This window comes from Paenibacillus sp. 7523-1, assembly GCF_002276415.1.
Taxonomy (GTDB): Bacteria; Bacillota; Bacilli; order Paenibacillales; family Paenibacillaceae; genus Paenibacillus; species Paenibacillus illinoisensis_A.
Map to the genome: position 1 here is coordinate 164,066 of NZ_NPBR01000024.1, position 14,763 is coordinate 178,828.

A 14,763-nucleotide genomic window follows, 5' to 3' on the forward strand; every position below is an offset into this window, starting at 1 on the left:
CAAGTTTAAGTTTAGTTTAAATCGTGCTAGGTCAGACCTTAGGTCAATAGATAAATATCCGAACTCCTTCGGGTGAGCTATCCACCTTTTTACGCAGGCCCATCTCGCGGACGAGCAGATCCACAATGGACAGCCCCAGTCCCGTACCTTTCGCCCCCACCTCTTGCTGCATACCCGGACCCTGATCCCGAATAACCAGAGCTGTTCTGTCGTGAATTCGTTCAGTGGATATGCCAATGTATTTTCCGTCTCCCGCATACCGAACCACGTTCTGAAACAGGTTATCCAGAATACGACGCATGCCCTGTTCATCCACACGCCAGATCAGCGGCTCATCCGGCAGATCAATATCGATGTCGAACTGCTCTTTCTCCCATACGGGGTACCATGCCGCGGCCGTTTCCCTAACGATCCGGAAAACATCCTTCTCTTCCAGCTTCAGCGTGTACTTACCACTCGCAAGCAGATTGTACGATAACATGTTATCAATAAGACCGCTTAGATCATCCATCTTGGACTCCATGCGTGACAATGAACTGATGCCCTTATCGCTGAGCGCTTCCTTGTGAAGAGCATGCATATGCCCACGAATGACCGTTAGTGGCGTACGCAAATCATGGGAAAGTCCTGCAATGAGACGTTTGCGGAACTGTTCCTCCTCACGTTCCCTGTGACGGCTTTCGGTCAGCTGATACACCATCTGATTGAAGGAGTCTTCCAGCTGACCGATCTCGTCCGATCTGCGAATATCAACTGGAAGCGGTATGCCTTCCTTACCTGGCGTAATCATGGCTGTCTGCAAACGGATCAGCCGTTTGCGAATCCGTGCAAAAAACAGAATGGACATCACAATGAAGAAGAGAAAAATAATCGTCATCAGCAAACCAAGATATAGGAGCTCCATCGGCCAGTTGCTCTGGGATTTTTGGAGCAGGTATCTAGGCACTTCAATGACCATGAAGCCTTTTCCTTTGTCCTGATTGCCCCCACCTACAAATGAAACGACGGTTAACGGGTCACGGTAGACGGCCTCCTTCATGAATTCCATCGTGTAGGAAGCATCCCATACTGCGGGAATACGGGTTTCTACCTTTTTCTGATCATTCAGCGGCCAATTCAAAGTAGTCAGGGTTGAGCCATTTGCCGGAGTTTCAACTACTTCTACGCCTTCACCTCCAAGTATAAAAGCTGTTTTCCCATTCTCATCCACTCTGTACACTGAAGATTTGGGATACTGGGCATGTAACTGCTTCATGCGATCGTCGATCTTGGCAGGCGTTGCCTGATCCAGCTTCTTCGATTCATTGGACCAAAGATTGCTTATGTGCGTAACGTCACCGTAAGGAGCGGCGTTGCCCTTGCTCACGTTATTGACAACCACGACATAAATGACAGATGTGATCGGAAGTACAACAGGGACGAACAGCACTGCGCATAAAATTAGAATGATGTAACGGGACATCAGCGAGCGGCCGAATCGGAGCTTTCGTTTTTCGTTCTTTTTCCCTTCGCTCTGATCTTTCGGATTCTCTTGCTTACTGAACGACCTGATCATGGTTTCTTCACACGGTATCCAACCCCGCGTACAGTTTGAATGACCGACGGATTGGCCGGATCCCGTTCAAGTTTCTCGCGCAGATGGCGAATATGTACCATTAATGTTTTATCCCCATCCAGATAAGGCTCGTTCCAAACAGCTTCATAAATCTGTTCTTTCGTACGGATCATGCCCATATGCCTGAGCAGGTAAGCGAAGATGTGAAATTGTTTTCCCGATAAAATGATCTCCTCCCCCGTCTCCTCATTGACGATCCGATTGTCCTTCTCATAGATGGACAGGTGATCCAGCTTCAGGGCAGCATCGGACGAAACGGTAGATCCTGCCTTGCGCAGCTGTACTTCAATGCGTGCAGCGAGCTCATCGGGGTGAAACGGCTTGGTTACATAATCATCGGCAAAATCAAGCCCATGCAGCTTGTCATCAATGGAGGTTCTGGCCGAGAGCATGACGATGGGCACGGAAGGATGCTCCTTTTTCAGCCGCTGTCCTACCGTAAATCCATCCAGTCCGGGCAGCATGACATCCAAAATAATGAGTGAGCAGCCCCCGGCAGCTTCGGCTGCCCCCTCTCCGCTTCCCAGCCATATGACCTCATAACCGCGTTCCTCCAGGTCAGCCCTGACCCATGTCGCGATTTCCGTATCGTCCTCAATGTATAACAGTTTTGTTTTCATGCGTAGATTCGTTTCCTTTCTGTACCCTTTGGGTTAATTATATATCTGAACATATTGGAGTAAGCTGTATGTATGAACGAAGCACCATCTAAAGGGACTACTCCGTTACTTTCATTAGTATTATACCTTAATCTTCAGCTACAGAAATGCCATGCCTGATGTCCATGAAGTACATATGAAGTGAATAGACGGGAGGAATTTGAACATGCTGCTGGAAGCCATCTATCATCAACCCAAACGGAACTGGGCATATGCCTACGATAAGGATACTGTTCGCCTGCGCCTGCGTGCCAAAAAGAATGATCTCACCGAGGTATACGCCATGACTGGCGACAAATACGCATGGGAAAATACCAAAAAGCAGATCTCTTTAACCAAGTTCACCTCAGACTCCATGTTCGACTACTATGAAGGCGAAATAAAGCCTCCGTACCATCGTCTGAAATACTCCTTTTTACTCATAAGCGGAGACGAGCAGATCTGGATGTCCGAAACGGGTTTTCAGGAAGACGAACCGGACGATCCGGGGCAGATGTTTCAGTTCCCCTATATCCACCAGGGTGCAGTCTTTACGCCGCCTGAGTGGGTCAAGGATGCGGTTTTCTATCAGATCTTCCCCGAGCGATTTGCCAACGGCAATCCGGAACTGAATCCGGAGAATGTTGAACCATGGGGCGGCGAGCCTACACCATCCAACTTCTTTGGAGGTGACCTCCAGGGTGTGATGGATCATCTGGACTACCTCTGTGAGCTAGGCATTAATGCCATTTATTTTACCCCCATCTTCGAAGCAACCACCAATCATAAATATGATACCGAGGATTACCTCCGGGTAGATCGGCATTTTGGTGATGCAGACACCGTGAAAAAATTGGTCAAGCTGTGTCATGAACGCGGTATCCGGGTGCTTCTCGATGCGGTGTTCAATCATTCCGGGAAGACGTTTGCCCCATTTGTGGACGTACAGGAGAACGGGGAGAAGTCCAAATACAAGGATTGGTTCCATGTTCATGAATTCCCGCTGGATGTGAAGGATGGCATACCTACGTATGAGACCTTTGGATTTGAGCCTCACATGCCGAAGCTGAACACGGAAAATCCGGAGGTGAAGGACTACCTGCTGAAGGTAGCCGAGTATTGGATCAAGGAAGTGGGTATGGACGGCTGGCGGCTGGACGTTGCGGACGAAGTGGATGATGCATTCTGGCGCGATTTCCGCCGGGTGGTCAAGGCTGCGAATCCAGAGGCGTATATTCTCGGAGAAATCTGGAATGAATCCTCGGCATGGCTGCAAGGTGATCAGTTCGACGCTGCCATGAACTATCCGTTTACCGATGCCGTGAATGGTTTCTTTGTCAAAAATAAAATGAATGCCGAGACGTTCGCGAATTCCATCGGACGGCAGCTGTCACGTTATCCACTGCAAGCCAGCGAAGTAGCGTTCAACCTGCTGGATAGCCATGATACGCCAAGGCTGCTGACGCTGTGTGAAGGTGATCAGCGCAAGATGAAACTGGCAGCATTGTTCCAGTTCACTTATCTGGGCACGCCGTGCATATATTACGGAGACGAGATCGGGCTGGATGGCGACCATGATCCGGGCTGCCGGAAATGCATGGAGTGGGACGAGGCGAAGCAGGACCGTGAATTGTTCACCTTTTATCAGCAGCTTATCGCCCTTCGCCATGCCCATCCCGCTCTTCGTGCAGAAGGTCATGTTCGATTCTTACAAGCCCGTCCTGAAGGTAGCCAGCTGATTCTCGAACGGCAGAGTGAGGATGAACGCATTCTCGTTCTGTTCAATCGTTCGGAGGAAACGGCGATCATTGAATTCGAGGCGGGTGCGGACGAATGGACCGAATTGTTGGACGGTAACCACCGTACGGCCAGGGACGGCGATGTTCTCGCTGTTGAACTGCCAGCATACGGTTATGCCGTGTTAAGTACGGATATCAGTCAGGGATAAACGGGTAAATATTTATTTCTCATCGTCGTAGATTACATGAGCTTTCTCCTGTAAAGCCCGGAGTTAGGCTGAGGCTCTTGCTCTTCAAATAAAAAAAAGGCGTCCTGCATGACCTGTAAAGGCCAGCGGACGCTTTTCTCCATTTTGTCTCCCGTATAATAAATCCTATCCTGTCGGCTTCGTTCTATGCCTGCTCTTTCGAATTACCCTTCGTGTTCTGTGGTTCGGACTCAGCTTCAGATTCCGCACGTTTCGCTTTGGGTTTCGCCAGCTTCTCCATCATTTTCCGGCCTGTCGGCGTCTGGGCTAACCCGCCCTGCGCTGTCTCGCGGTGCCTGCTCGGCATCGCACTTCCCACTTCCAGCATGACGTCGATGACTTCATCCGATGGAATGGCACTTCTTACCCCGGCCAGCGCCATATCGGCTGCAGCCAGTGCCGTTACCGCACCCAGTCCGTTGCGGACGATGCATGGAATTTCAACAAGCCCTGCGACCGGATCGCAGATGAGGCCCAGTGTATTTTTTAACGCGAGACCTACGGCATGAACGACCTGCTCCGGCGTCCCTCCGCGCAGCTCCACCATTGCACCGGCAGCCATGCCGATCGCCGAACCGACTTCTGCCTGACAGCCACCCTCTGCACCTGAAATAAACGAGTTATTGGCAATGACATATCCAATTGCACCTGCACAGAATAAGCCGTTCACCAGATGCTCATCACTCCATCCGAATCGCTCCTGGGAGCTGATGAATACACCAGGGATAATTCCGCAAGAACCTGCTGTAGGTGTTGCCACAATCCGGCCCATCGATGCGTTGACTTCAGATACACACAAGGCATAGGCCATTGCCAGTGCGGAAGCGTCACCCGAGCAGGTTTCGCCCTGGCGAATATATTCGGCCATCTTTTTGCCGTCTCCGCCAGTCAAGCCACTGCGCGAAGTGGTGTCCTCCGTCAGTCCTTTCCGTACAGCCTCTTTCATCACCTGATAATATTCCGACATCTGCCGCACAACGTCCGCTTCCGGCGTATTGGTCTCCTGAACCTGCTCCTCGATCATTAGCCGGGCAATGGTTTTGGATTCAGCCGTACAGATCGTATTCAGCTCATGCAAGTGCTTAAACCTCATCCGAATCAACCCCTCTCTTCAAATCAATGACGCGAATATCTAGCACATGATCCAGTGAACGCAGACGTTCCAACATCTCGGCACTCGGTGCTCCGTCCATTTCCATCGCTGTTAGTGCTTCGCCATCCCGGGCTTTCCGGTCTACCTGCATATAACCGATGTTAACCCCTGAGGAGCTGATCGTAGACGTCACGGAAGCAAGCACACCTGCCTTGTCCGCATGACGCAGAACGAGTGTGGGGAATTCCCCGCTGATCTGTACCCGGAAATCATTTAACGTATGCACCGACACGCTGCCACCGCCAATCGAAGCACCAACGAGCGAACATTGACGATCGCCGTGCCACAGCTCAATCTTGACCGTATTGGGGTGCGGAGCAGGTAGTCCACTCGTATAGAACTCAACCTCCATACCTGCTTGTTCGGCATATTCCTCGGCGTCCGGTATACGCGGATCATCCGTGACATAGTCAAGCAAACCACCAATCAACGCCAGATCGGTACCATGACCCTGGTACGTATCGGCAAATGAGCCGTACAGTGTCAGCCTGGCACGTTCAGGGGTACACCCCAGCCACTGCCTTGCAATTCTCCCCAGTCTCGCTGCCCCAGCTGTATGTGAACTTGAAGGCCCCGTCATCGACGGACCAATAATTGAAAAAACATCTTTAAATCGCATCCTGCACCCCTCCATATCGTCATATCCATCCAGACATGCACCATAATGTTCCTTCATTACTGAATGATGACATCAAAAAAGGACAGTAGAAGGCCTTAGGCCCTCTCTCTGTCCTCGTTACCTGAGAGTTTCATGATCAGAGGCCGCCCCCATGGGGTACCCTTCTCATCATATACCCCTTGGGTGGCGCATTCGCGCACTCTCCAGAGTTGCGTCCAACGATGGTACATTTACCTGAGAGATTAACCACCTGCGCCGGGTGCGCAGCGGCTTGCTCCTTCGGTGCCTGGCAGCCTACTGAAACCAATGACCTGCCGAGGTCTCTCCCGCTCGTTCTCATCCGCTGTATCGTATATATTCGCTTGAACACATATCAAACGTTGTCCTTATAAGATTGATCATTCATATAACAGATTAATATGCAACACAGGTAATGTCAACAAAAGTAACGCATCATTATCATCTTGGCAAAATTCCTCTACTATTATATGCAGCTTTCCACGGAATCGTTCAGTTTCCAATAGGATATAGACTAGCTATGGAGAGATTTTGAGGAAGAGCTGTGATCCTTATAAACTGACTGTCTTGAAGGAAGCCAGCTCGTAAGCCATAACAGAAGGGCACCCAGCATCAGAACTGCCGAAACGACCGTATATACCGTTCGAAGAGAGATCACTTCGGCAACTACACCCATGACCAAAATCGAAATGACCTGCAATGCACTCAGCATGAGTCCAAGTACGCTGCTCATTCGCCCCATCAAGTCTACCGGTATATTATTCTGATAAAAGGTGACCAGTCCCGTGTTTGCTGGCGCCGAACACAAACCGAGCAAAATAAAGGCGAATGCGGCAAGTTCGAACGAAAACGAACGAGCGAACAGGAAATAACCAAGCGCAACCAGGAGCACGCCCCCGCCCATCATGTGACGGATGGACAAATGTTTGGCGAACAACCAAACCAGCAAAGAACCCGCCATGTATCCAGCTCCAGTAACACTCATCAACGCACCATACTGTGACTCGGACAGGCTCATGACTTGACGGATAAACACCACTTCCTGTGCATCCAGCGACATGCCAATAACAAGAATAATCTGGAACAAGGCATAGATGCCCACCACATATCCTGCTTGGCGACTGAATAGCATCACGGCTCGCCAATCCTGGGCGATCAGGCGAGGGGTTAGCCTTGTCCTACCGCTGCTCTGCTCTCCCGTGCCCAGCCTTGGCAGTAACATCAGGATAAGCGCCGATACCACAAAGGAAGCTGCATTGGCATAGATCGCCGCTGCAGGAGACAGATAGATCAACATGACTCCGGCTATGGCTGGGCCTGTAATAAAAGCACCTGAGCTGATCATTGCCTGCAGGGAATTGAATCGCTTGCGCCGCTCAGCAGGAACCAGCCGGGTGATGTACACCTGCGAAGAAGGCACGAATATGGATGACGACATGCTGACAAGAAACATGATGCCGTACATCATCCATAGACTGGGCATCAGCGGAAGCAGTGCCACGAGCACAGCTCTCGCCACATCCGCCCCAATCATCAGCTGCCGCTGGTCATAGCGGTCAATCAGACTGCCTGACCAGAACTTGGTGCATACCGAGGCAATCGGCGAGATAATCCACAAGCCTGCAACTGCCGCCGGAGACTGTGTCATGTTAAGCACCATCAAATTAATGGCCACAATGTAGATAAAATCCCCCAGATTGGATATGCCTACTCCGCCCAGCAGCAAGCCGGCATGTTTCCATCCACCTGACTCGGCGTCCTTCCCTTTCCCCTGATCTCGATCATTGCTCATCCATCATATCCCTCCCGGATTCATTCCTTAAATCATTCAATGCACTGATTTAAAACCCAATAATTGTATTATCTCCTATTTGATCCTTTTTCGCAGTAAAAAAATGGACAATGCCTGCGTCGATCATCATGTTTCGCAAGGCTTTCCGTACAGAAAAAAAAACTGCCGTTAATCTGGCAGTCTCAAGTCGTTTTAATCCAAGTTACTTTTCTATATCATTTTTGGGTCAAATCCGAAGCCTGCCGAAACCATTCCTTTACAGCATTAGCCTGGCCGTATTCCAGGAATATGGCTTTGAAGCCGCCCCGATTCACCATCAGCCTCGCCCGAACGGATAACAAGGACTTGCTTCGCTGCCTTCGGGTAGCCACAGTATCCACTGTGACCACATGAGGCCGGCGCATCAGCGCTGTTCTGCGGGAGATGGCCCGGTGGCGAATGGTTAGCAGCTTGCCCTGAATACTCAGCCCTTCATCCTTGAAGCAACCGTATCCCCAAACGGCACATAAGGGAATAAGCAGAAATAGAAATGCACCCATCGGGCCAAGAAACACCGTCCCCGCTGTTCCCAGCAGGGCTGCACCAAGCAGTTTCCAGCGTAAGAATAACCAGCGAGCTCGGTCCGGGGGTCTGTTAGCGGGTGGTTGCATGACGAATTGCGGTACAATTCGGGCAAGCAGCTCATTGACATCGCGGAGCGGCAGCAGCGGATGAAGCATCATTTTTTTCTCCGTCTCTGAAGTCAAAACAAAAATCTCCACCTCGGCATAACCAAACGGCTGTCGCAGCAGTCCCTCCCTGATCTCCACCGCCTGGACCTTCCCTGGAGAGAACACATGCTTCTTTCGGTCGAGCAGTCCGGAAACAATCGTAATATTACCGCCTTCCTGCTCCACCGTGAATCCGGCATACTTAATCGTGAACAGGACAGCTGATAAGATCCAGGCCAGCAAAAACATGACAGGAACAAGTCCGAGCCACCAGATTGCAGGCAGCTGTCCAGCCCGCTCAACCAAACTGCTGTAGAAGTGTGCAGGGAGCAGGTCATCCGCGAAGGAATAAACCCCCGTACCGAATACGACGACGAGCGGTAGATTCATCGTGGTCAGCGCTCCGGCAAACAGCCTGCCGGCTGACAGCCGCAGCAGAACCTCCCGTTCTGGCTGCATAAGCGGAGGGGATGCCTGGATGTGCTCCTCCTCTTGCTCAGGAGATTCTCCCTCTTCATCTGAATTAAGATCTTCAGTATGTTCTGCTGAGAGAGGTGCTTCCGCTTTCTTCACAGCCTCATTCCGCTTCTGATATAACCACTGCTCTACCCGCTCGGCCTCCGCAACGGCGAGAGCGGGTAATACACCATCGGCCTCTTTGCTACCGCCCGGCGTCTCAATCTTGAGCTGTGCCAGCCGGAGCAAACGCTGAATCAGAGGCTGCTGTGTCTGGATGGAGTGAATACGGCTGAAATAGATCGATTTCTCCTCCCGGACAAATATGCCCTGACGCAGCACAATCCGATCATCCTGAAGCGTGTAGCTGAACTTACGCCATTTAAACCACCCATACAGAACAAACGGAAGCGCAAATAGAACAATGGCAGCCGCATAACCATACCAGGGAAACTTGCTCCAATTCACGCCTTTGATAATCAGTAATACAAGAATGGGAATGATGGACTTCATTACGCTAAAAAAGGGAAATAACATGTACAGCTTATGTAGATGCTTGGGTTCATTCATCGTGATCTTCCACCTTCGCCAGATGTCCGATACTCCGCTTCAATTGCTCTGCTTCCTCTCTTTCCAGTCCGGCGATATGAAGTGTGGCTGCCGCTGTAATGATGCTGACTTTGGCAAGTCCATACTTCCGCAGCAGCGGACCGCTCTCCAGTTCCACCTGCTGTACACGCGTCATCGGCACAATCGTATCCGTATGCCATAACCAGCCGGAATGGATTTCCACTTCATCCTCAGCAACCCGAAAACTAAAGTGTCGGTGTCGCAATCCGGGCAGAATCCAGGTGTACCAGATCAGTGAAATGATAAAAATCCCTAATCCAACGCAGCCCGGCCACAGCACCCAGTCTCTAACCCATGCGACAATGAGATACCCAATGGCCAAAAGAGTCAACAGCCCATTGACCATAAAGGCCGTCAGGGCTGTAGCTTGTTTGGCTTTGGGGTGGAGACGTCGCAGCTCTCCGTTGTTAAGCTCTGTGTAATTCATCGCGTGACTCACACTCTCCTACCATTCAAAATTAAGGCTGATTGGGAAGCTTCAGATCCTTCGCCCAAGCCTGAAGCTTCTCCTTCGTCCATTCCTCGTTCTCACCCATGATGGAGTAACGCAGCCCATTCTCACTCCATGATATGTTCCGTATGCTCTTCATATACGAACCCTCGGTATCCCGAACCTTCACCTTGGACTCATCCGGCAGCAGTGTATCATCCACATTTTCATCCGGCGCCTTGAATACCGTCAGATTCACTTCAACCTTATCATTGTTGACGTAATACAAGGTCACTTCATCCCTGCCGAGCTCTCCGCTTGATGAGTACATCTCCATCCGTGACAGCTCCAGCTCACCATTTAAATCCTGTAAAAAGGGTTGGCCCAAAGCTTGTTCGGCTTCTTCCAGACTCACTTCCGAACTCTGGCTCAGATCGTTCAGATTCTGCACATCCACTTCTTCGGGAATGTCGATTAAGAACGTATCCTCAGAAAATTCGGGATCATATTGAATCGGATCATAGACCATTTCTGACTTTTCATCACCATATGTGCTAATGACTTTAACAATCATCCACGTTTTGGGGTCAACCCAATATTCGGAGGAGATGGATAAGGTGCCATTCTCTTTCGGCATCAGCTTGATGTGAATGACTTCCTGTCCGTTAAGCTCTTCCTGTCCCATCATATCCACATCATGGGAATCCCGCAACCGTTCCAGCTGATCTACCAGCATCTGCTTCTGAGTCTGTTCAGGTTGTTGTCCCATAGCAGATACGCTCATCGAATACGCCGTGCCTGTCTCTTTTTCGTAAATAGTAATGTCCGTTCCGTTATTGACCGCGTAGCTGATATTGCCATTCTCCTCTGTTTCTGTGCGCTTTCGCCCTGTCTCTCCGTCGACCCATTCCTTAATGTGCATGGTGTGACTCAATTTGTCATCCGACCACACTTTCATTACTCCTTCGGCATAGTACGAAGCGGGCTTCGTTTCTGCGGTGACGACCTTCTCGATCATCTCATCTCCTGACAGACCAACCAGATCCTTCTCTGCGCAACCTCCGAGCAGTGAACCCGCAAGTAGCGCTGTACCGAGCATCATCCATCCTTTTTTCATCATTATCGTTCATCCTCTCTCGTTCGTTTAAGGGCGTTACATCTCAGGCAATCGACATGCAGCCAGCGTACCGTATCCTTCAGCCGACCACATGCGCATCTCACCTCCATGCTTGATGGCAATCCGTTTGGCTATGCTTAATCCGAGACCCGAGCTGCCCGCATACGCCTTCTCTTCCTGATTCTGATGTTGAACATAGGGTTCGAAAATACGATCCAGCTGTTCTTCGGGAATAGCAGTCCCTTCATTTTGCACCAGAATGAATGTTGATCCCGTTCTGTACTGATTCAGCTCCAGCGCCAGTGTTGGAATAACCCATTCCGGCAGCGGCTGATCTGAAGCAATCACCCCCAGACCCATCAAACCGTTCTTGCTTGTATGACGCAGTGCATTGTTGATCAAATTATCTGTCAGACGCATCAGCTGTTCGGGATGAAGCCGGTAAAGGCGGTCTGTGCGGACAACCGTTCTAAGATCAATCTGTCCACGCTCGGCGAGTCCCCCGTAACTTCCAAGCAGCATATCGAAGAACTCTTCTCCTTCCACCTCAACCATGGTCATCTCCAATTCACTGGAACCCAGCGCCGTATACATTTCAAGTTCACCAATCATGTGTTTCATCCGTTCCACATTACCAAACAACACATCCCGGTAGTCCCGTTTCTCTGACGGTTCCAGCGGAGTATCAACACTGAGTGCCTCCGCGTAGGCACTGATGGACATTAATGGCGTCTTCAGATCATGAGACAGCGAAGCGACCATGAGCTCTTTCTCTTTTTGCTCCTTCTCCACCTCGGCCTGAGTCTGCCTGACTTTCTCCTGCATGGCATCAAATTGCTCCAGCAGCATGCCCATTTCATCCCGACGTGCCGGTACGTTATCCAGGGGGACCTCACCCCGCGCAAAAGCATGCATACGTTCCATCAGATGCCTCATCGGACGGAAAAGCTTTCTGGATAGCAGCCAGAGCACCGTGCCATATAATAGGATAAAGAAAACACCAGCGAACCCAACGACCCAGGTTGTCCGAACCGAGATGCCCTCCAGCCACTCTCCGCGAAGCATGGTAATCTCATAAATGCCAATCAATTCGCCCTTTTCCCAAACCGGCTTTTTCAGCGTAAACGTGCGATGGCGAATCTGCATGTCGTACAGATCTCGATATAGTTCCGAACCCCTGACCGTATAAGCTCCGGCAGCCCAGGTATCCCCGCCGGATGTATACACCCGGATCCCTGAAGGCAAATAGAGGTCAACGTTCACTTGATCATTAACCAGCCCGGAGAGCGAAGCATAGGCATCCGAAGATTGCAGATGGTACAGGCCCGGATCCGACAACCTCTTTTCAATGGGAGCAAGACGCCCGGTTAATTCTACATACTCCGCTACAGAGCGCTGGTCGTTATAGTAGTTATATAGGGAGAATAGTGCCCAACCCGCAGCGACAGGAAGCAGCATCACAATAAGAAAAGCAACCATCAACCAATACTTCAGCTTCATTCCGTTACATCTCCTATAAATCGGTATCCGCTGCCCCATACGGTCTGAATCCAGCGTGGTTGATGAGGCTCATCGCCCAGCTTGGCCCGCAGGCTCTTTACATGCACGGTAACCGTACCTGAACTTCCTGCTGCCGGCTGGTTCCACACATGTTCATACAGCTCCGCTTTGGTGAATGCACGGCCCGGATGAGAGGCGAGCAGCGTGAGCAAAGCCCACTCCTTGCCCGTCAGTACGACATCTTCCCCGTGAAGCTGCACCTGTTGATTCAATGGGTTGATCGACAAGCCGTCGTTGTACGCTTGATGGGTCGGTTCCGGCTTGATGCCCTGATATCTGCGATATCTGCTCAGGTGGGATTCAATGCGGGCTGTAAGCTCCGCCAGGCTGAACGGCTTGGTAATATAATCGTCAGCGCCCAGACCAAGACCTCTCACCTTACTCTCCTCTTCGATGCGTGCACTCATCATGAGCAGCGGAACGTCGCTGATCAGCCGGATATTTTTACATACTGTGAACCCGTCCATCTCCGGCAGCATCAGGTCGAGCAAGACCAGCTGATAGGTCCCTTTCCTGAAATCTTCCCAGCTCTCCAGACCGCTCGAAGCCCATGTCACCCCATATCCCTCACGCCGAAGATGGTCCATCAAAATGCGGGCAATTTCCGGATCATCCTCCACAAGCAATATGTTCACGTTGTCTCTCATCGCTGCTTCATCCTCCCATGACTGTATTCTAGCGAAATACATCTTTCTCTCCGCAGAGTTTATACTTTCTTCATAAATGCATTCTTGAACCAAGAAGCTGCGAGTACGCAAAAAGAGCCCCCTGAGTTCAGGACGCCCCAATTATATTGGTTGAAGCATGTGGTCGTAATGTCGTAATGCCTTCATTACTGTATGAAATAACGATCTTATAATTCATAGAAGATACTGTGGTTCTCGACGTAGGGTCTGCAATATTTGCTGCAGAGCCTCGGCATCCGATCCTTCATCCATTCATGTCTGGACTCGTTGGCCATCTGGAAGGCATAGTAACCGAACGTAAAAATGAGCATGAATCCTTCCATCAGCCTGATCTCTTGTTTGGTGAGCGGAGCTGTTGGTTCGGTATAACCCGACAGGAAGATATCCCGTTCTTCCCTATCGAAGATCAAGGCTGCACCTGCAGCATCGAAAAGATAATAGCCATAACCATATAAGCAAAAATCGATCATGGAGATTCCCTGTTCTGTCACCAGCAGATTCCCCCGGGTAATATCACCATGAATCACTCCCCATGTCTCTGGGCCAATAGGATATGCTTCCAGCTGGTTGTTGATATTTGCAAATGTCTCACGTATCAAGGCAAAGTCCTCAGGTGTAAATATGCCCAATCTGACACCTTCCTCAAGCTGCCCAAGCATGTTCAGATTTTCCTTGATACTTCCATATGATGGACGAACTTCAGTTTGGCCTGTCCAGCCATCCTTCGCTTCTGGTCCGGTGTCGGTTGTATCAGACGTATCCTTCATACGACCATAGTGGTGAAGTGTCTGCATCTGTATCCCCAAGTTATGAATCTGCTCTCTTGTCAGCTGCTCCCCTTGCTGAATGTCCCTGCCTTCAATCCATTCCAGCATGGTGCAGCAGATTTCCTCCCCGTTTTCCAGGAAGCAGACGGTAACCCAATCCCCCGACGAATTACGAACAGGGTTCTGCACGCGTAATCCGGTAGATGATTTTAATTCATGAAGGAGACTCATCTCCGCTTCCAGTGCCGGACGTGTATGTTGAATACCGGTCATGCTTGCATAAGCAGCTTTATGTATACGCAGCAGATACTTCTGTCCGCTTGCTTCGTCGATTATATGATATGTCAGGTTCTCATTGTGACGGATAAAGGAGGCCGAGGGCTTCCTTAAGGGATAGCGTGTTATCGCATCCGCTACCAAGTTGTCCAGGAATCGTTCGTGGTCTGTTGTTATCATCAACATCTCCTTCAGAATTCTAGATATTTCAACTCGTCATCTCTACCTTCAGAAATATGGAAATCTCTACTCATCTTGTAACTCTGGTTATCGTAGCATGATTGTTTTTATTATGGCAAACCCTACCAT

General features: G+C 50.3%; 12 protein-coding genes and 2 riboswitches. Of the genes, 1 reads left to right on the plus strand and 11 read right to left on the minus strand.

Annotated features, from left to right (window positions below; genetic code table 11):
* Positions 1 to 43 precede the first annotated feature (43 nt).
* The gene (locus tag CHH60_RS24290) at positions 44 to 1,555 is read right to left on the minus strand and encodes a sensor histidine kinase (protein ID WP_095361557.1); all 1,512 of its coding nucleotides are present in this window, start codon (positions 1,553 to 1,555) and stop codon (positions 44 to 46) included.
* Positions 1,552 to 2,235 carry a response regulator transcription factor gene (locus tag CHH60_RS24295; protein ID WP_095361558.1) on the minus strand — a complete coding sequence of 228 codons (684 nt, stop codon included), beginning with the start codon at positions 2,233 to 2,235 and terminating at the stop codon, positions 1,552 to 1,554. Before CHH60_RS24295 ends, CHH60_RS24290 begins: the two co-directional genes overlap by 4 nt.
* A 205-nt stretch (positions 2,236 to 2,440) precedes the next feature.
* On the opposite strand from CHH60_RS24295, the gene CHH60_RS24300 reads away from it, so the two are divergent.
* The gene (locus CHH60_RS24300) at positions 2,441 to 4,201 is read left to right on the plus strand and encodes an alpha-glycosidase (protein WP_095361559.1); all 1,761 of its coding nucleotides are present in this window, start codon (positions 2,441 to 2,443) and stop codon (positions 4,199 to 4,201) included.
* Between the two features lie 184 nt (positions 4,202 to 4,385).
* Here the strand turns inward: CHH60_RS24300 and sdaAA are convergent, their stop codons facing one another.
* The 9 genes from sdaAA to CHH60_RS24345 form a co-directional block, all read right to left on the minus strand.
* Positions 4,386 to 5,333 carry an L-serine ammonia-lyase, iron-sulfur-dependent, subunit alpha gene (sdaAA, locus tag CHH60_RS24305; protein WP_095361560.1) on the minus strand — a complete coding sequence of 316 codons (948 nt, stop codon included), beginning with the start codon at positions 5,331 to 5,333 and terminating at the stop codon, positions 4,386 to 4,388.
* A complete protein-coding gene (sdaAB, locus tag CHH60_RS24310; RefSeq protein ID WP_095361561.1) occupies positions 5,323 to 6,012 on the minus strand; it encodes an L-serine ammonia-lyase, iron-sulfur-dependent subunit beta in 690 nt (229 codons plus the stop codon). Before sdaAB ends, sdaAA begins: the two co-directional genes overlap by 11 nt.
* Positions 6,013 to 6,118: 106 nt before the next feature.
* Positions 6,119 to 6,221: riboswitch (glycine riboswitch) on the minus strand.
* 4 nt (positions 6,222 to 6,225) lie between these two features.
* Positions 6,226 to 6,351: riboswitch (glycine riboswitch) on the minus strand.
* A 193-nt stretch (positions 6,352 to 6,544) separates the two neighbouring features.
* Positions 6,545 to 7,822, minus strand: a complete 1,278-nt coding sequence (locus CHH60_RS24315; RefSeq protein WP_095361562.1) for an MFS transporter — start codon at positions 7,820 to 7,822, stop codon at positions 6,545 to 6,547.
* Positions 7,823 to 8,037: 215 nt separating this feature from the next.
* Positions 8,038 to 9,558, minus strand: a complete 1,521-nt coding sequence (locus CHH60_RS24320) for a PH domain-containing protein (RefSeq protein ID WP_095361563.1) — start codon at positions 9,556 to 9,558, stop codon at positions 8,038 to 8,040.
* Positions 9,551 to 10,045, minus strand: a complete 495-nt coding sequence (locus tag CHH60_RS24325) for a PH domain-containing protein (protein ID WP_095361564.1) — start codon at positions 10,043 to 10,045, stop codon at positions 9,551 to 9,553. The genes CHH60_RS24320 and CHH60_RS24325 overlap by 8 nt, the downstream gene beginning before the upstream one ends.
* A 31-nt stretch (positions 10,046 to 10,076) precedes the next feature.
* A complete protein-coding gene (locus CHH60_RS24330; protein ID WP_095361565.1) occupies positions 10,077 to 11,168 on the minus strand; it encodes a LolA family protein in 1,092 nt (363 codons plus the stop codon).
* A gap of 33 nt (positions 11,169 to 11,201) precedes the next feature.
* A complete protein-coding gene (locus CHH60_RS24335; protein ID WP_176476193.1) occupies positions 11,202 to 12,665 on the minus strand; it encodes a sensor histidine kinase in 1,464 nt (487 codons plus the stop codon).
* Positions 12,662 to 13,372 (minus strand): response regulator transcription factor, encoded by a 711-nt coding sequence (locus tag CHH60_RS24340; RefSeq protein WP_095361567.1) that lies wholly within the window; start codon positions 13,370 to 13,372, stop codon positions 12,662 to 12,664. The genes CHH60_RS24335 and CHH60_RS24340 overlap by 4 nt, the downstream gene beginning before the upstream one ends.
* A 206-nt stretch (positions 13,373 to 13,578) precedes the next feature.
* A complete protein-coding gene (locus tag CHH60_RS24345; RefSeq protein ID WP_176476194.1) occupies positions 13,579 to 14,634 on the minus strand; it encodes a phosphotransferase enzyme family protein in 1,056 nt (351 codons plus the stop codon).
* Positions 14,635 to 14,763 lie beyond the last annotated feature (129 nt).

Coding starts and splice junctions, on each gene's coding strand:
- CHH60_RS24295 (WP_095361558.1), bottom strand. CDS start 2,235: ATGAAAACAAAACTGTTATACATTGAGGACGATACGGAAATCGCGACA.
- CHH60_RS24330 (WP_095361565.1), bottom strand. CDS start 11,168: ATGATGAAAAAAGGATGGATGATGCTCGGTACAGCGCTACTTGCGGGT.
- CHH60_RS24340 (WP_095361567.1), bottom strand. CDS start 13,372: ATGAGAGACAACGTGAACATATTGCTTGTGGAGGATGATCCGGAAATT.
- CHH60_RS24335 (WP_176476193.1), bottom strand. CDS start 12,665: ATGAAGCTGAAGTATTGGTTGATGGTTGCTTTTCTTATTGTGATGCTG.
- CHH60_RS24290 (WP_095361557.1), bottom strand. CDS start 1,555: ATGATCAGGTCGTTCAGTAAGCAAGAGAATCCGAAAGATCAGAGCGAA.
- sdaAA (WP_095361560.1), bottom strand. CDS start 5,333: ATGAGGTTTAAGCACTTGCATGAGCTGAATACGATCTGTACGGCTGAA.
- CHH60_RS24320 (WP_095361563.1), bottom strand. CDS start 9,558: ATGAATGAACCCAAGCATCTACATAAGCTGTACATGTTATTTCCCTTT.
- CHH60_RS24300 (WP_095361559.1), top strand. CDS start 2,441: ATGCTGCTGGAAGCCATCTATCATCAACCCAAACGGAACTGGGCATAT.
- sdaAB (WP_095361561.1), bottom strand. CDS start 6,012: ATGCGATTTAAAGATGTTTTTTCAATTATTGGTCCGTCGATGACGGGG.
- CHH60_RS24345 (WP_176476194.1), bottom strand. CDS start 14,634: ATGATAACAACAGACCACGAACGATTCCTGGACAACTTGGTAGCGGAT.
- CHH60_RS24315 (WP_095361562.1), bottom strand. CDS start 7,822: ATGAGCAATGATCGAGATCAGGGGAAAGGGAAGGACGCCGAGTCAGGT.
- CHH60_RS24325 (WP_095361564.1), bottom strand. CDS start 10,045: ATGAATTACACAGAGCTTAACAACGGAGAGCTGCGACGTCTCCACCCC.